Genomic DNA, 16061 nt, shown 5'->3' with positions numbered 1-16061 from the left:
TGGCGCGACGACTACAACCATCACCGCCCGCATACGAGCCTCGACGGGCTCACGCCGCGGGAATACTACAACCGGTCAGAGAAGGACCAAACCCGGAACAGACTCAACTTCTGAACGAGGACAATCCGGGGAGCAGGTCAGTTCATATTCAAACAGCGTCCGGCCGGTTGACGTGACCGTGTCACGCGCGACGATGCGGGCGCGTTCGCTCACCAGAGAGGCGAAACGCTCGAGCGTGTAGTCAGGAAAGATATCCTTACGGAGCGAAAGCAGTCTTTGAACCATAGGATCCGCCTTGGGGGTGAACTCTATAATCCCCCTTGGCGCAAGGCCGACGAGCCAATCCGTCAACTGGTCTAATGGGATATTACGGCCTATGGCGAGATGATGAATAAAGGCCAGCGCAATCAATCCATCCGCATTCTCGCATCTTTGCTGTAAATCGGCCCGCTCCGCGCCTCTCCATCCCGAGCCGGGGCTTGGATTGGCGGCGTCTTGGTGCAAGGGCAAAAATTCGAGGTCCCTGTCAACAGCACGGCGATAAGCGCCTTCGAGTGCGCCGTGGTCGAAGTCGAATCCGACCACGCTCTTAGCGCCATTCTTCAACGCGATTTCAGAGAACTCCCCTGTGTTGCAACCAAAATCGAGCATAAGCCTTGGCCGGACGCGAGATGCAAAACTGGCAATGCGGTCGGCTTTTGTTGCATATTCGTTTTCTTGATAGCTATTGTTATGGGCGTAATCCGCCCAAATCGTGTTTCTCGCACCCTTAGGTGTAAGGCCTTCAATCCACGCCCGCAGCTGCTTCAACATCCCCAAATAGGCATGGCGTGGAAACGGCCTCGCCAAGGATTCGCGCGCCGCGCCGGCATCGCGTTTCTGCAACGCCGCAGGCAGAATCACATGCGCAAGCACGCGCCAGGAAAAACGTCGACGCCAAGGCATCAACCGGGCCAGAGATTCGGTGGCTATTCCTTCCACCGCTCCTCGGAACCACTCGTTGTGCGCAACGCCGCAATAGGCGCACAACAATAACGGGTTTAGAAATTGCTGGCAGAATTGCCTATGCGCTGTCCAGTACTCTCCTTCAACATATTTCCGGAATGATAGAGAGTCTATAAATATAGGGTTTACACCAACGAACTGAACATTATAAGCTGTAGCGTCGCTAAGTGAAACGCCTGCCGGAAGCAAATCCATTTGCAAATCTAGATGGTGAAGGGCGGCGCGTTGAAGCAGCGAGAACGACCATTCATAAGGATATGATATGAAAGGAAGTTTCGGATGCTCAACGATTCTCGCCCAATTCGCTTCTATTCCGCCGAGAGATTTAGCCGGCGTTTCGAATGATTCGATTATGCCTCCTTCCGCGATTAATTTCTTTAGAATTGCATTACTGTGCGAAAATATAAAGTCATTTACAGCCTCATCGCTGATAGCGCGAAATACTCGCCCATGCTTATAAAAAATGCGGCCGGCGGGATCGCGAAATGATGCGGGTTCGACTTTCATTTTTCACGATCCGCATTCTCCACTTTCTCCGTCGAAGCGTGTTTCGATGATGAAGGCTTGCCGCCCGTAATCAATGCGACCGCCTTCATCCAATAGCTTCGAAAAAAGTATAATCCGCCAGCAACGGCGCCGATGATTCCTTGCAGGATTAGGCTGCCCGTTCCCGGATCGAGATAAGCATAAGCAGGGGATGTGCTGCTCGTTGCAAATATGACGGCCAGCGCCAATGATATGGAGCGCTTCTTCATATCAACCTGCTTTCTCACTCGCGACTACCGTTCCGGCATCGAATAGATTAGCAGGCTATAGATTTCGTTAATGACCCAGAGAGAGGCGCTGCCTGCTCATTGATGGATTTTAAATCAATACAGTTTTATCGGCCCGGTCGCTCAAAAGGGGATCGGTTTCTTTCATACTAACCGAGGCGTCAATGCAGGCGCTCCGCCCTTTCTGCATGGCCACGCTTATGGACTGGGCGAGGCAAAGGCCTTTAGCGTCCGCCGCGCCTACTGATCCAGAAACGCCAGCGGGTCGACGGATTTGAGGTTCTGGCGGATCTCGAAGTGAAGCTGCGGCTCGGAGACGGCGCCGGTCTGGCCGACCTTGGCGATCACCTGGCCCTTCTGGACCTTCTGGCCCTTGCGCACCAGCATCACGTCGTTGTGAGCGTAGGCGGTCACGAACCCGTCGTCGTGCCGGATCAGCAGAAGATTGCCGTAGCCGTCGAGCTCCGAGCCGCGATAGACGACCTCGCCGTCGGCGGCCGCGCGCACGGGCGTGCCTTTGGGCGCGGCGATGTTCACGCCCTCGTTGCGCCGGCCCGCGCCGGTCGCGCCGTATTTCGCGATGATCGCGCCGCGCACCGGCCAGTCGAACAGCCGGCCGGAATCCTGCGCCGCGGGCGGCGGCGTGTAGGAGACGGCGCGCGCGATGTCGGCCACGTCCAGCGACGCCTCGCGCTGGAGGCCGCCGCGTCCGGCCGACCCGTCCGCGCCCGGAATGATCAGCTCCTGCCCGACGGACAGCGTATAGGGCGGGCGCAGGCCGTTCGCCTGCGCGATCGCCTCGAGCGACGCGCCGCTCGCGCGCGCGATCGAATACAGCGTGTCGCCGCGGCGCACGATCCGGATATTCGCCCGGCGCGCGGAAACGGGCGTCGCCTGCGGCGCGGGCTGCGCGAGATCGTTGGCGATCTTGCGCCCCGGATCGGGCACGCGCAGCGTGTCGCCGATGCGCAGCGTATAGGGCGCGGGCAGACCGTTCTCCGCGATGATCGCCTGCGGGCTCGCGCCGGTGCGCCGCGCGATGGCGTAGACCGTATCGCCCGGGCGCACCGTGACCCAGCCGCCCCCGGCGGGCGGCGACTTCACGGTCTCGTACGCGCTCACATAGGTCGGCGCCGGCGCCGGCGCCGACGGCAGCGCCTCCCGCTCGACGGGCGCAGCCGGCGCAAGGCGCGCGGGCTCTCGATAGGAAGCGGTCTGCGCCGAAGGAAGCTCCGCAGGCGAATTATAGATCCGCCCCGCGGCCGCCGGCTGCGTGCCGTAGACGACGGGCGCGTTGTTGCGGCTCGACCCGCACGCCGCCAGCGCCGCCGTCGAAGCGGCGATCAAGAACAATGAGCGCGTCCGCATGGCCATGTCCGCCCCCTGCCGGCCTCAGCCCGAAAGGCTCCGCGTTAACATATCTTAACCGAACGTCGACAATTTCGGTTAAGAAGACGTTAACGGACTCGGACTCCGGCGGGGGCGACCTCAGCCGCGCTCCCGCCGCGCCGGCCCGTTCAGCGCCGCCGACAGCGCGCGATGGGAATCGGCGTGGGTGAGCGCCAGATGCAGCGGCGTGATCGAGATGCGCCCCTCATAGACGGCGCGCAGGTCGGTCCCTTCCGGCGGGTCGGAGAGGCGGTCGGAGAAGCCGAACCAGTAATAGGTCCCGCCGCGCAGGTCCTGGCGCTCCTCCGTATAGAGCGAAAAGGCGTCGCGCTGGCCCTGGCGCGTCACCTCCACGCCGGCGACGTCGTCCGGGTCGCGGTCGGGGAAATTGACGTTGACGACCACGTCCTGCGGCCAGCCGACGTCGAGAAGCCGGCGGATGATCCCGGGCCCGTAAGTCTCCGGCGTCGCCCAGCGCGCGGTCTCCCGCGAAAAGCGCGCCAGCGACAGCGCGATGGAAGGAACGCCGAGCGTCATGCCCTGAAGCGCGCCGGCGATGGTGCCGGAGAAGGTCACGTCCTCGGCGAGATTCTGGCCGTTGTTCACCCCCGACAGCACGAGATCGGGGCGCCTGTCGGCGAGCAGCTTCGAGACCGCCATCATCACCGCGTCGGTCGGCGTGCCGGAGACGGCGAACCGCCGGTCGTCATACTTCCGCACCCGGATGGGATGGGCGAGCGTGAGCGAGCGCGCCGCGCCGGACTGCTCCTCCTGCGGGGCGACGACCCACACGTCGTCGGAAAGCGCGCGCGCGATCTTCACCAGGCTTTCAAGGCCCCGCGCGTGAACGCCGTCGTCGTTGGTGCACAATATCCGCATGTCGCTCGCTCTACCGACGCCGCCATGTCATGTTTTTTCGATCCGCTCGACGCCGCCCATATACGGGACCAGCGCCTCCGGCACGACGACCGAACCGTCCGGCTGCTGATAGTTCTCCAGAATCGCCACGAGCGTGCGGCCCACCGCGAGGCCCGAGCCGTTGAGCGTGTGAACGCACCGGGTCTGCTTGTCGCCCTTCGCCCTGAACCGCGCCTTCATGCGGCGGGCCTGAAAGTCGCCGCAGTTCGAGCAGGACGAAATCTCGCGATAGCGCCCCTGCCCCGGCAGCCAGACCTCGATGTCATAGGTCTTGCGCGCCGAAAAGCCCATGTCGCCCGCGCACAGGACCATGGTGCGAAAGGGCAGGCCGAGCCGCTTCAGCGCTTCTTCGGCGCATTCGGTCATGCGCTCGTGCTCCTCGTCGGACGTCTCCGGCGTCGTGACGGAGACGAGCTCGACCTTCGAGAACTGGTGCAGGCGGATCATGCCGCGCGTGTCCTTGCCGGCCGCGCCGGCCTCGGAGCGGAAGCACGGCGTCCAGGCGGTGAAGCGCAGCGGGAGGTCGTCCGCATCGAGAATTTTCTCGCGGACGATATTGGTCAGCGGCACTTCGGCGGTCGGGATGAGCCAAAGATCGCTTTTCAGAACGGCTGTGACGCTTTCGCGTACCTGAACTTCCGTTTTTGATTCTGCTTCGCTCCTTTTTGACTCAGTCGACCTTGATGTCGAATCTGAGAATACTTGGGTCTTATTAGTGCCAAATAAGTCCAATGCAAATTTCGGCAGCTGTCCCGTGCCGAAGACCGCCCCGTCGCGCACCAGCAGCGGCGGGACGACCTCCTCATAACCGAACGCGCCCGTGTGCAGATCGAGCATGAAGTTCGCGAGCGCCCGCTCGAGGCGGGCAAGCTGGCCCTTCAGCAGCACGAAGCGCGCGCCCGACATCGCCGCGGCGGTCTCGAAATCCATCTGTCCGAGCGCCTCGCCGATCTCGAAATGCTCTTTGGCGCCGGCGATTTCTTTCGGCTCGCCCCAGCGTCGCAGCTCGACATTGGCGGCCTCGTCCGCGCCGTCGGGAACGTCCGGCGCCGGAAGGTTGGGCAGTTCGGCGAGCAGAGCGTTAAGTTGTTCAAGATAACGCTTCTGCTCGGCCTCGGCGGCCGGCAGCTGCCCCTTGATCGACTCGACCTCGGCCATGAGGCGCTTCGCCTCGGCCTCGTCGCTCTTCGCCTTGGCCTGCCCGATGGCCTTCGAGGCGGCGTTGCGCCGGGTCTGAAGCTCGTTGAGAACCTGGGTGTATTTCCGCGCCTCCCTGTCGAGGGCGAGGATCTCCCCGGCGCGCGGGGCGAGCCCCCGACGAGCCAGACCGGCGTCGAAGGCATCCGGATTGTCGCGAATGGCTTTCAGATCGTGCATGGCGCGAGAGCTATAGGCAGGAACGCCGGGTTTGGAAACACCGGAACGCCTTGACGTCAGGACGCCTCCGCCCTACACATAACCAGTCATATAACCGGTCATTTATGCGCACGATTCAGGCGACAGAGGCCAAGGCGAAACTCTCCGAACTCCTCGACGAAGTCGAACGCGGCGGACAAATCGAAATCACCCGGCGCGGCAGGCCCGTCGCCCGCATCGTTCCTGCGCGCGAAGCCGAAGACGCCGATAAGAAACGCGCCTTCGCAGAGCTGCGGGCGCTTCGTCGCCGACTGCCCAAAATTCCCCGCGGGGATCTGATGAGGTCGATACGCGAGGGCCGCGAATAATGGCGCTCGTTCTCGACGCCTCGACCTTGCTCGCCTGGCTGCTTGGCGAGGAGTCCGCGCCCGCCGCAGACGCCGCCATGGCGATGGCGGAAGAAGGTCGCGCCCATGCGCCGGTCATCTGGTGGTACGAGGTTCGAAACGCCATCGCCGTCAACGAACGGCGCGGCCGTCTCTCGCAGGAGCACGCTGCGTCGCTGCTCGATCTCATCGAAAGGCTGCAAGTCGAGATCGATCTTGAAACGCCGAGCGCGATCGTGAGCCTTGCCCGTCGCTATGGTCTCACGATTTACGACGCCGCCTATCTGGAGCTCGCCTTGCGCAGCGCCTTGCCGCTCGCAACCCTCGACGGCCGGCTCGCCCGAGCCGCCGCAGCCGAGGACATCGTCGTCATCGGCTCGCCGTAATTGTCACGCCGCGGCTTCTTCGGCGGCTTGCTTCGCCTTCTTCTCGGCCAGACGCACTGACAGCACCGAAAGCTCATAGAGCGCGAGAATGCAGGCGCCGAGCGCCACCTGGCTGAAGGGATCGGGCGGCGTCAGGAAGGCCGCTATGATGAAAACGATGACCACGGCGAAGCGCCGGTTGCGCGCGAGGAAATCTGCGGTGACGAGCCCCGCCCGCGCCATCAGCGTGAGCAGCACGGGAAGCTGGAAAGCGAAGCCGAAGGCCAGGATGAGCGTCGTCGTCAGGGTGAGATAATCGCCCACTCTCGTGAGCAGTTCATACGTCGCCGGCGCGCCTTCGCCAGACTGCGCCTCGAAGCCGACGGCGAAGCGCATGACGAACGGCATCATCACGAAATAGACGAGGCTCGCGCCCGCCGCGAACAGCACGGGCATGGCGAGCAGGAACGGCAGCGCAGCCTTGCGCTCGCGCCGGTAAAGGCCGGGCGCGATGAAGCGATAGATCTGATGGGCGAGCACCGGAAAGGCGACCACGACGGCGGCGAAAATCGACAGCCGCACCTTGGTGAAGAAAAATTCGAGCGGCGCGAAGTAAAGCGTCGGATCCTTTCCGGCCGCCTGCCCCACCGCATTGACGAAAGGAATGATCAGCACGTTGAAAATCTGCTCGGAGAAGACGTAGCAGATCACGAAAGCGATCCCGATCGCCGCGAGGGACGTAATGAGGCGCCGGCGCAATTCGGTGAGATGATCGAGCAGCGGCGCGGCGGAGGCCTGCAGTTCGGCTTCCTCGTCTTCGGGCGCAGGTTTTGCCGGTTTGATCGCCTTGCCGGTCACGAAGCGGCTCCGTTCCTGGCCGGCGCGGCGTCGGTTTCTTCGTCGGCGCCAGTCCCGTCGGCGGCGACAGCCGGCGCGGGCGAAATCGGCCGCCGCGTTGCGTCGCGCAGCTCGCCGGCTTCCTCGCGCACGGCTTCCTCAACGGGACGCGCCGCTTCGTCCACGGCGCGTTTCGCCTCCGCGAAGACATTGTCGCGTTTAAGGGACTCGATCTCCTTGCGCATCTCTTCCATTTCGGCCTCGCGGGCCATCTGGTCGAAGGCCGCCGCGAACTCGCCGGCCATGCGGCGGGCCTGCGCGGCCATGCGTCCGGCCGCGCGCATCAACCGCGGCAGGTCCTTCGGACCGACGACGACGAGCGCGATCACCGCGACCATGATCAGCTCGAAAAATCCGAATTGCGGCAGAAGATTCATGACGGTTCCGACCGATCTTCGCGGCCGCGCGCCGCCGGAGCGAAGCTATGGCGACTCCGCGGAAACCGCCCTCAGGATTTTGAATCGCCCGCCTTTTGCGGCTCCGCATCCTTCGGCGGCGTGACGTCGACGGGGTCGGTCGAGCGATCCTCGACCTTCTTGCCGTCTTTATCCTCATCCTGAAGACCCTTGCGGAACGCCTTGATGCCCTTGGCGAAATCCCCCATCAGCGAGGAGATCTTGCCGCCGCCGCCAAACAGCAGCAGCGCCAGCAGGAGGATGATCACGATCTGCCAGGGTCCGATCGAGCCCATAGCGCGCCTCTTTCATGTCAGCGACGGGCCGCACGCGGCCGCGCCGGATTCGGGCCCGTTCTAGCCCCGCGGCGAAGCCCGCGCAAACGCTGAAGAGGAATATATGGGCGCCGGTCGCGCGCCGCGCCACCGGCGGGCGACGTCGCGCTCGCGCCGCCGTCATGGGCGGACGAGCCGGCCGCGCCCGGCGCGAGGCGGCGCGCGGCCGGAATCCTCCTGGCCGACGGCCTTATTCCTGCGCCTCGCCCGCCGGTTCTTCCGGCAGCACGACGCCGATATGGCCGTGCCTGATCTTCCAGCGGCCGTCCTTTTTCACAAGAACGTCCGTATAGGTGTAATCCGTGTCGATCGACACGGTCCCGTCAGGCTCAGTACGCTTGTAATGGCCGGAGCCATGCGCGACCGCGACATCGCCGAGCAGAATAATGTCGCGGATTTGCGATTGCAGTTCGTGCTTTCCGCCCTTCGCGCAGAAATCGACGGCCATTTGGCGCGTTTCAGCCGTCTCTACGTGCGGTTCGGCCGAGTCCGGATAATAGGTGGTGCGACCCTCCGCATCGTTCTTGCCGATGTCGTCCGTTTTGCATGCGTTCATGGAGGCGATCGCCTCCTCGAACATCGCACGAATGGCGGCTTTCTCGGCCTCCGGATTCGCATGGGCGATCGCGAATGCAGCGGCCGCCCCCGCGCTCGCCGCGAGGAGCGCTTTCATACTGTTTCTCATGCGACTCTCCCTCCATACCCCTTATGGGAAGCGTCGAGCATACCGGATCGCCTCGGGGGAGCAAACGCAGCCGGGGGGCGGCCAAGCGTGAAAAGGCCAGTATTACCAATTGGTAATAAGGTTAACAGACGCCTTTGAGCCGCGCGCCCTATTGCTCGCCGTCGCCGGCCTGGAAGTCGGTGACGAACTCGGCCTCGTCTCCGCCCTCGTCGCTCATGTCCTCGTCGTCGCCGGCGTCGCTCGGCATGGGCACGGAAAAGCCCGGCGGCAGGCGCGCGTCGAGGAGGCCAGCCGCCTTGAGATCGGCCATGCCCGGCAGATCGGACACGCTGTCGAGCCCGAAATGCTCGAGAAAGGCTGGCGTCGTGCCGTAGAGCACCGGCCTGCCCGGCGCGTCGCGGCGCCGGCCGCGCATCCGCACCCAGCCGATTTCAAGGAGCTGGTCGAGGGAGCCCTTGGAGACCGCCACCCCCCGCACGTCTTCAATATCGGCGCGCGTGCAGGGCTGGTGATAGGCGATGATGGCGAGGGTCTCGAGCGCGGCGCGGGACAGTTTTCTCGGCTCGACGCGCTCGCGCTCCAGAACATGGGCGACGTCGGACGAGGTGACGAAACGCCATTTGCCGGCGACTTTCCTCAGATTGACGCCGCGGTTTTCATACTGGGACGAGAGAGACTCAAGAATGCCGCGCACATCCGCCCCGGCCGGCAGGCGTTCGGCGATGGCGTCTTCGTCGAGCGGCTCGCTGGCGGCGAAAAGAAGCGCCTCGGCCATGCGCGCGTGCGCGGCCTCTTCGGCGGCCGTCCACACAGGATCGGCGGGCGCGGGCGCGCCTGCAGACGGCGCATCCGCCGCCTCTTCCTCTTCAGCCGCGTCCTGCTCTTCCTCCACGTCCATCGTCGTCTTCAGCTCCTCGGCGAGCGCTTCCTGGGCCTCGCGCGCGCTCAATCCTTCGAAGTTCCTGCCGGCCGGATCGTCAAGAGCGGTCATTGGCCTGTCCTTTCCGCCTCGCGCGGGTCGCGATGGCGCACATAGATGGGCTCGAAATGGGCGAGCTGGCGAATATAGAGCCGACCGTTCTTGGCCAGCTCCAGCGCCGCGTTGAAGGCGCTCGCCGTCACGGACGCCGGCGGCGCGTCGATCTCGCGCGCGGGGGCGAGGCTGCGCAGATCGACCCAATCGGGGATCGAGCCCAGAATGCGCTCGAGGCGAGCGCGCGCCTCCTCGATCGGGAACACCTTCGGCGGCTCGATCCGATAGGTGCGGTCGACCGCCGCGATGCGCTGGCGGGCGTAGGCCTGAAGCAGCTCGTGGAGGCTCGCCTGCCAGTCGGCCTTGCGCCGCACCCGCACGCCCTCGGGCGCGCCGCGCGGAAACATGTCGATCCCGAGCCGCGGCAGCGCCATGAGCGCGTCGGCGGCGTTGCGCATCGCTTCGAGGCGCTGGAGCTGAAAGGCGAGACGCGCAGCCATCTCGTCCGCGGTCGGCTCGTCGCCCTCGACTTCCGGGACCGGCAGCAGCAGCTTGGATTTCAGATAAGCAAGCCACGAGGCCATCACGAGATAGTCGGCCGCCAGCTCCAGATCGCGCAGCCGGGCCGCCTCGACGAAGGCGAGATACTGCTCGACGAGCGCCAGCATCGAGATCTTTCTGAGGTCGACCTTTTGCGCGCGGGCGAGCTCCAGAAGGACGTCGAGCGGCCCTTCATAGCCGTCGAGGTTGACGATGAGGGCGTCGATGTCGGCCGCGCAGGGCGCGGCCCGCACGGGCGCGTCGAACGCCTCGCCGTCGGGAGACCTCACGTCGGTCTCAATCTTGATGTCGCCGCTCAAGTGGCTTGTTTCCATCCGTTCACTCTAGGGGCGATTCTGGCCAGCGCCTACGCCCTTCGCCGGAAGATTTCCAGCTTCGCCTCGCGCTATGCCTTCCCTCACGCCAACGCCGGTTTAAGGAGGGCGGCGAGCTTCTCGTAGTCTTTCGCCGCGTCGCCCGGCGCGGGCCGGCGGCGCCGACTGAGCGCAGCCTCGGCGCGGGCGAGACTTTCGCTGGCCAGCGGCCTGGCCGCCTCGGCCGCGGCGATTTTGTCCGCAAGCGAATAATTGCAGCACAGCGCGATGTCGCAGCCCGCTTCGAGCGCCGCGCCGGCGCGCGCGCCCAAGGGCCCGCCCAGCGCATTCATTTTGAGGTCGTCGCTGAAGAGCAGCCCCTTGAACCCGATCTCGCCGCGGATGACCTCATCGATCACGACGGGCGAGAGCGTGGCCGGCCGCTCGGGATCGTAAGCCTCGTAAACGATATGCGCGGTCATGCCCATCGGCGCGTCGGCGAGGGCCCTGAACGGCGCAAAATCCGTCGCACGCAGATCGGCCTTCGTCGCGCCGACGCGGGCGAGAGCGTGATGGGTGTCGGCGAGCGCGCGCCCGTGGCCGGGCAGATGCTTGACGACGGGCAGCGCGCCGCCTTCCAACAGGCCCTCCATCATGGCCCGGCCGAGCGCCGCGACGACGTCGGGATGCTTCGCAAGCGCCCGGTCGCCGAGCACCGTCGCATCGGAGTCCTTCTGCGGCACGTCGAGCATGGGCGCGCAGTCGATCGTAGCCCCGACATCCAGGATCATCCGCGCCAGGAGATAACCGTTCAGCCGCGCCGCTTCGCGCGCCTTCGCCGGATCGAGCTTCCATAGCGCGCCGAAGACCGCGGGCGCGGGATGAGCCGGAAAGGCCGGCGGCTTCAGGCGCGCGACCCGCCCGCCTTCCTGATCGATCAGGATCGGCGCTTCGCGGCCCACCGCCGCGCGGAGCTCCCCGCACAGCGCGCGCGCCGCTTCGGCGCTCTCGCAATGGCGCGCGAAGAGGATGAATCCCCACGGATCGGCGTCGCGGAAGAATGCGCGCTCGTCGGCCGACAATGTCGGCCCCTCGCAATCGAACACCGCCGCCAGAGGCATTGAGGCCTACTTCGCTCTCACAAGGCAGTCCTGGCCGCGCTGTTTCAGCCCTTCGCAATATGACGCCGCCGAATCGGCCGAGGCGAACGGCCCCACGCGCAGGCGATAGAACACGCCCCGCTCGCCAAGATCGGCGCGCTCGACATCCGGCGCCTTGCCGTCGAGATAATCGCCGAGCCTGCCCTGCAGACGCGACCACTGGACCATCGCCTCGTCCTCGGAGCCGAAAGCGCCGACCTGGACAAGATGCGTGCCGGCGAGCGCCCCGACGGCGCTTGCAGAAGTTTGCGTCTCGGCCCGCGCCGGCGTCGGCGGCGTCGCGGCGCGGGTCTCCGGCGCTGCGTTCGCCGGGGCCGGAACGGCCGGCTCTTCGCTCAGCGCGCCGTTGCGGGCGGCCAGCGCGGCGATCCCGTCCTCTTCGGATTCGCCAATCGGCTCGTCGGCCCCGAACGGATCGTTCCCCGCCGGGCTGAAAGCCGTTTCCCCTTCGCGCGCGATGGGCTCTTCGCGTTGCGAGGCGAGCACTTCCACAGTCTCGCCCTCAGCGCCCCCGATCTTGTCATAGATTTCGCGTCTGTTCTCGGCGAGCAGCGGCCGCTCGGGATTTTCGATCTTGAGCGGTTCGGGGTCGGCGGCCACATAAGGCGCGCCGCCGGCCTCGCGACTGCCCGCCTTCATGCCCTGGTGGTATGCGATCCAGACGATCGAGGCGAACGCGCCCAGCATGACGACGCCCATGAGCAGCACGACGAGGCCGGACAGGCCGCGCTCCTCATCCTCGTCGTCGAATTCGTCATATTCTTCGTATTCTTCTTCGTAGGAGTCTTTCTGGGCTGCTGTCATCGCTGTCTCCTTTGCCGCGCGCGCCGATCGAGCCCGCAAGGCGGCCGGGCCGCGCGCCGGCGAAGCAGGAAGCCCCGGCGCGACGCAGGGGCCTGTCGATGCGCGAATCGCACGGCCGACGCAAGCATAACATCGCCCGACGGGCGATGAGAATGCGGCCCGCGCCGACCGACAGGCGAACGCGCCGGCCGCAGGCTCAAAGCCGGGGCTGCGAGCCGAACAGGCGCTCGAACTCGCGAATGGCGTAACGGTCGGTCATTCCCGCGATGTAGTCGCAGACGACGCGCGCCTTGCGCCTGTCGTCGCCGTCGGCGAGACGCGTCATCCACTCCGGCGGGAGGGTCTCCGGCTCGGCGAAGAAAAGGTCGAACAGCGCGCGCACGATGCGTTTGGCCTGGCTGCGCGCGCGATTCACCTTGTAGTGGCGGTACATGTTCTCATGCAGGAACCGCCGCAGGCCGGCGAGCTTCTCGCGCATCGGCTCGGAGAAATCGACCATCCGCCGGCCGGCGCGGCGGATGTCGTCGGCGTGAGCGGGTTTGAGGGCATCGAGCCTGGCCCTGGTCTCCGCCGCGACGTCGCGCACCATCTCGCCGATCAGATCCGAGACCGCCTCGGCGATGAGGATCTCGCGCGGCGCGTCCGGAAAGTCCTTCCCGACGCGGGCGAGCGCCGCTCCGACGAGCGGCAGATCGCGCGCGTCCTCGAAGCTGAACAGTCCGGCGCGCAGGCCGTCGTCCACGTCGTGGTTGTTGTAGGCGATGTCGTCGGCGATGGCCGCCGCCTGCGCCTCGAGCCCGGCGTAGGAATCGAGCCAAAGATCGTGCGCGGCGGCGTATTCCTCGATGGCCGCCGGCAGCGGCGCCTGTCCCTCCCCGACGAGCGGGCCGTTGTGCTTCACCACGCCTTCGAGCGTCTCCCAGGTCAGGTTGAGCCCGTCGAAAGCGGCGTGCCGGCGTTCGAGCTTCGTCAAGAGACGCAATGTCTGGGCGTTGTGGTCGAAGCCGTCATAGGCGGCCATGCACTCTTTGAGCACGTCCTCGCCGGTATGGCCGAAAGGCGGATGGCCGAGATCGTGGGCGAGCGCCACGCATTCGGCGAGATCCTCGTCGAGCCTGAGAATGCGCGCCAGCGAACGGGAGATCTGCGCGACCTCCAGCGAGTGAGTGAGCCGGGTGCGGTAGTGATCGCCCTCGTGATAGATGAAGACCTGCGTCTTGTGTTTGAGCCGGCGGAAGGCGACCGAATGGATCACCCGGTCGCGGTCGCGCTGGAAGGGGGTGCGCATCGCGCTTTCCGGCTCGGCGTGGAGCCGCCCCCGCGTTTCGGCGGCCATAGCCGCGTAAGGCGCGAGCGGCGCAGGGAAGGCGAGCGGCCGACGCCCGCCGCCTTTGGGCGGGGCGCTTTCGACGTTCGGCGGCGGTTCGTAGCCCATGAAATCCTCGTCAGGCGGTCTCGCGGCCATTATCGGGCGCCGGCGCCGGGCGGGGATAACTTTCCCCACAAGCGGGGACAGAATCCGCGCAAGCCTTTGAAAAACCTGCGCCCTGCTCTTCTGCGCGCCAGGGCTTTGGTCCGGCCGCAAAAGCCCTTATCTAATAGGTTGCGCCTTGGTAAGTAACCGGATTCGCCCTTTCGCCATGACGACCGTCGACGCCCCCCCGCCCGTTACCGTATCGGACCGCGCCGCCAAGCGCATCGCCCGGATTCTCGCCAGAGAGCCGGAGGGGGCCATGCTGCGCGTGGCGGTGAACGGCGGCGGCTGCTCGGGCTTCCAGTACGCCTTCGACATCGTCCGCGAACGCGAACCGGACGATCTGGCGATCGAAAAGGACGGCGTCACCGTGCTGATCGATCCCGTGTCGCTGGACTTTATGCGGGGCGCCGAAATCGACTTCGCCGACGAGCTCATCGGCGCGGCCTTCCGCGTGAACAACCCCAACGCGACAGCCTCCTGCGGCTGCGGCACGAGCTTTTCAGTTTAACGCACGTCGACGCCTTCGTCGAAGCGCCGGCGGAACGGCGGTTCGCTAGGGGAGCTGCATGACTGCGCGTCGATCTTGCGGCGCGCCGATTCCGCTCTACCCTCCGACGTCATGAATGTCGCCGACGCCGTAAAGGCCCGCATCTCGACCCGCGCGTTTCTCGACAAGCCCGTCGCGGAGGAAACCGTTCGCGAGATCATCGACGTCGCGCGCTACGCGCCCTCTGGCGGCAATCTGCAGCCGTGGAAGGTTCACGTCGTCATGGGACGCGCGCGCGAGCGCCTTGTCGAGACAGTGAAGAAAGCCATAGCGGACAATCCGTTCGCCGACGAATCCGAGATCGCTGTCTATCCGCCGAAGCTGTGGGAGCCTTACCGGACGCGCCGCTTCGAGGTCGGCGAGGCGATGTACGCTTTGCTCGGCATTCCGCGCGACGACAAGCCCGCGCGCCTGCGATGGCTCGCGCGCAACTTCGAGTTCTTCGGCGCGCCCGTAGGCCTTTTCTTCTCGCTCGACCGGCGCTTCGACAAAGGCCAGTGGGCGCATCTGGGCATGTTCATGCAGACGATCGCGCTGCTCGCCGTCGCGTGCGGGCTCGCGACCTGCATGCAGGAGGCTTGGCAAACGCGGGCGAAGACCGTTTCGGCCTTTCTCGGCCTTTCCCCCGAAGACCAGCTGTACTGCGGCATGGCGCTCGGCCATCCCGACCCCGAGGCGCCCGTCAACAGCATGCGTTCCTCGCGCGCGCCGCTCGACGAGTTCGTCACGCTGCTGACGGAATGACGGTCCTGGGCTATCCTCTCCTGCGGCCATGACGGGGACGACATGAAAACAGATCCATACGGCCGCGACAGGAGACGCGGCTGATGGCGGACGCTTCGCTTCTATCCCGCGCCGGCGCGCGCCTCGCGCGCAAAGTCCGGCCCCTGCGGCGCCGCCTCGGATTGGGCGTGGCTTGCGCGCGCTGCTCTTTCGCCGCGCCTGCGCGCCGACCCGAATGTCGAATGGCTGTTCATCCTCACCCTGCCCAACGCCGGCTCCACGGCGCTTGCGAACCTGCTCGAAACGTCGAGGCGAGTCGTGAAGCTCGATCCGCGCGGCGAAGGGCAATGGCTCGTTCCGGCCATGTCGGCGCCAGCGAAAAGATGGGATTTGGACTATCATCCCAATTACGCCGTCGTCCGGGCCGTCTGGCTCGACGCAGTCGCGCGCCGGCGCCGCGAGGAGCCCGTCGTGGTCGTCGAGAAATCGCCGCCCAATCTGTGCCGCCACGAGGCGCTGACAAGCGCTTTCGCCGCCATGAAGACAAGCGTGTTCACCCTCTCGCGCGATCCTTACGCTGTCTGTGCTAGCTGGCGCGCGCGATACGGCCCCGGGGGCGTCGCCCGCGACTGGGGCTATGAAGCCGTCGGCGAGAACCCGCTCGAATTTCTCGAACTTCTCGGGCGCATCTGGATCGAGCGCGCGCGCCTGCTCGATGCGGCGCGGCGAAAATACGACGCGCATATCCGCTATGAAGACCTGTGCGCGGACCCGGCCGCGACGCTGGCGCGCATCGCGCGGAAGGTTCCCGCCATCGCCGACGCGGATCCCGCCGCAGCAGTCGCCGTGAAAGATCACGCCCGCCAGCCCTTGCAGAACATGAACGAGGCCCAGATCGCCGCGCTTGCGCCTGCCGAAATCGAGGCCGTCTCGGCCGGCCTGCGCAGCGCGCCGGAGATCGTCGAAGTCTTCGGCTACGCGATCAGACGGTGACGCAGGACCGGTCTCGCTGTCGATTG

20 protein-coding genes are annotated in these 16061 nt (G+C 65.6%); 6 read left to right on the top strand and 14 right to left on the bottom strand.

Going from position 1 to position 16061, the window contains the following annotated elements:
• Positions 1-114: integrase core domain-containing protein (locus CHB64_RS09735; protein ID WP_143265939.1), on the top strand; the 114-nt coding region annotated here is incomplete at its 5' end.
• Here CHB64_RS09735 and CHB64_RS09730 read toward each other — a convergent pair.
• The 5 genes from CHB64_RS09730 to serS all read right to left on the bottom strand — a co-directional run bounded on the left by CHB64_RS09730 (position 76) and on the right by serS (position 5462).
• On the bottom strand, positions 76-1512 hold the full coding sequence (locus CHB64_RS09730; RefSeq protein ID WP_183234052.1) for a class I SAM-dependent methyltransferase: 1437 nt from the start codon (positions 1510-1512) through the stop codon (positions 76-78). The genes CHB64_RS09735 and CHB64_RS09730 overlap by 39 nt on opposite strands.
• Positions 1509-1760 carry a hypothetical protein gene (locus tag CHB64_RS15085; RefSeq protein ID WP_143265985.1) on the bottom strand — a complete coding sequence of 84 codons (252 nt, stop codon included), beginning with the start codon at positions 1758-1760 and terminating at the stop codon, positions 1509-1511. Before CHB64_RS15085 ends, CHB64_RS09730 begins: the two co-directional genes overlap by 4 nt.
• A gap of 258 nt (positions 1761-2018) precedes the next feature.
• Positions 2019-3146 carry a peptidoglycan DD-metalloendopeptidase family protein gene (locus CHB64_RS09720; RefSeq protein ID WP_159462468.1) on the bottom strand — a complete coding sequence of 376 codons (1128 nt, stop codon included), beginning with the start codon at positions 3144-3146 and terminating at the stop codon, positions 2019-2021.
• A 120-nt stretch (positions 3147-3266) separates the two neighbouring features.
• On the bottom strand, positions 3267-4046 hold the full coding sequence (surE, locus tag CHB64_RS09715) for a 5'/3'-nucleotidase SurE (protein WP_089412403.1): 780 nt from the start codon (positions 4044-4046) through the stop codon (positions 3267-3269).
• A gap of 27 nt (positions 4047-4073) precedes the next feature.
• Positions 4074-5462 (bottom strand): serine--tRNA ligase, encoded by a 1389-nt coding sequence (serS, locus tag CHB64_RS09710; protein ID WP_089412402.1) that lies wholly within the window; start codon positions 5460-5462, stop codon positions 4074-4076.
• A gap of 104 nt (positions 5463-5566) precedes the next feature.
• Here serS and CHB64_RS15775 point away from each other — a divergent pair, with 104 nt between their 5' ends.
• On the top strand, positions 5567-5809 hold the full coding sequence (locus CHB64_RS15775; RefSeq protein WP_089412401.1) for a type II toxin-antitoxin system Phd/YefM family antitoxin: 243 nt from the start codon (positions 5567-5569) through the stop codon (positions 5807-5809).
• A complete protein-coding gene (locus CHB64_RS09700) occupies positions 5809-6213 on the top strand; it encodes a type II toxin-antitoxin system VapC family toxin (protein WP_089412400.1) in 405 nt (134 codons plus the stop codon). The genes CHB64_RS15775 and CHB64_RS09700 overlap by 1 nt, the downstream gene beginning before the upstream one ends.
• Positions 6214-6216: 3 nt before the next feature.
• Here the strand turns inward: CHB64_RS09700 and tatC are convergent, their stop codons facing one another.
• The 9 genes from tatC to CHB64_RS09655 all read right to left on the bottom strand — a co-directional run bounded on the left by tatC (position 6217) and on the right by CHB64_RS09655 (position 13760).
• Positions 6217-7050 carry a twin-arginine translocase subunit TatC gene (gene tatC / locus CHB64_RS09695; RefSeq protein WP_200815310.1) on the bottom strand — a complete coding sequence of 278 codons (834 nt, stop codon included), beginning with the start codon at positions 7048-7050 and terminating at the stop codon, positions 6217-6219.
• A complete protein-coding gene (gene tatB, locus CHB64_RS09690; protein ID WP_089412399.1) occupies positions 7047-7466 on the bottom strand; it encodes a Sec-independent protein translocase protein TatB in 420 nt (139 codons plus the stop codon). Before tatB ends, tatC begins: the two co-directional genes overlap by 4 nt.
• 71 nt (positions 7467-7537) lie before the next feature.
• Positions 7538-7780: a twin-arginine translocase TatA/TatE family subunit gene (gene tatA, locus CHB64_RS09685; protein WP_089412398.1), complete on the bottom strand. Its 243-nt coding sequence runs from the start codon at positions 7778-7780 to the stop codon at positions 7538-7540.
• A gap of 229 nt (positions 7781-8009) precedes the next feature.
• Positions 8010-8504 (bottom strand): YybH family protein, encoded by a 495-nt coding sequence (locus CHB64_RS09680; protein ID WP_089412397.1) that lies wholly within the window; start codon positions 8502-8504, stop codon positions 8010-8012.
• 148 nt (positions 8505-8652) lie between these two features.
• Positions 8653-9402, bottom strand: coding sequence for an SMC-Scp complex subunit ScpB (gene scpB / locus CHB64_RS09675; RefSeq protein ID WP_089412441.1), 750 nt, complete (start codon positions 9400-9402; stop codon positions 8653-8655).
• Between the two features lie 89 nt (positions 9403-9491).
• Positions 9492-10337, bottom strand: a complete 846-nt coding sequence (locus CHB64_RS09670) for a segregation and condensation protein A (RefSeq protein ID WP_234993344.1) — start codon at positions 10335-10337, stop codon at positions 9492-9494.
• A 98-nt stretch (positions 10338-10435) separates the two neighbouring features.
• Entirely contained in the window at positions 10436-11452 is a 1017-nt protein-coding gene (gene nagZ, locus CHB64_RS09665; protein WP_089412395.1) for a beta-N-acetylhexosaminidase, read from the bottom strand.
• Between the two features lie 6 nt (positions 11453-11458).
• Positions 11459-12295, bottom strand: a complete 837-nt coding sequence (locus CHB64_RS09660; protein WP_089412394.1) for an SPOR domain-containing protein — start codon at positions 12293-12295, stop codon at positions 11459-11461.
• A 196-nt stretch (positions 12296-12491) separates the two neighbouring features.
• Positions 12492-13760, bottom strand: coding sequence for a deoxyguanosinetriphosphate triphosphohydrolase (locus CHB64_RS09655; RefSeq protein ID WP_234993343.1), 1269 nt, complete (start codon positions 13758-13760; stop codon positions 12492-12494).
• A 175-nt stretch (positions 13761-13935) separates the two neighbouring features.
• On the opposite strand from CHB64_RS09655, the gene erpA reads away from it, so the two are divergent.
• The 3 genes from erpA to CHB64_RS09640 all read left to right on the top strand — a co-directional run bounded on the left by erpA (position 13936) and on the right by CHB64_RS09640 (position 16035).
• On the top strand, positions 13936-14280 hold the full coding sequence (gene erpA / locus CHB64_RS09650) for an iron-sulfur cluster insertion protein ErpA (RefSeq protein WP_089412393.1): 345 nt from the start codon (positions 13936-13938) through the stop codon (positions 14278-14280).
• Positions 14281-14391: 111 nt separating this feature from the next.
• Positions 14392-15063, top strand: coding sequence for a nitroreductase (locus CHB64_RS09645; protein ID WP_089412392.1), 672 nt, complete (start codon positions 14392-14394; stop codon positions 15061-15063).
• A 198-nt stretch (positions 15064-15261) separates the two neighbouring features.
• Entirely contained in the window at positions 15262-16035 is a 774-nt protein-coding gene (locus tag CHB64_RS09640) for a sulfotransferase (protein ID WP_089412391.1), read from the top strand.
• Positions 16036-16061 lie beyond the last annotated feature (26 nt).

This window comes from Amphiplicatus metriothermophilus (genome assembly GCF_900199215.1).
GTDB lineage: Bacteria > Pseudomonadota > Alphaproteobacteria > Caulobacterales > Parvularculaceae > Amphiplicatus > Amphiplicatus metriothermophilus.
The sequence above is the reverse complement of the archived record's forward strand: the minus strand, read 5'-3'. Positions and strand labels throughout refer to the sequence as shown.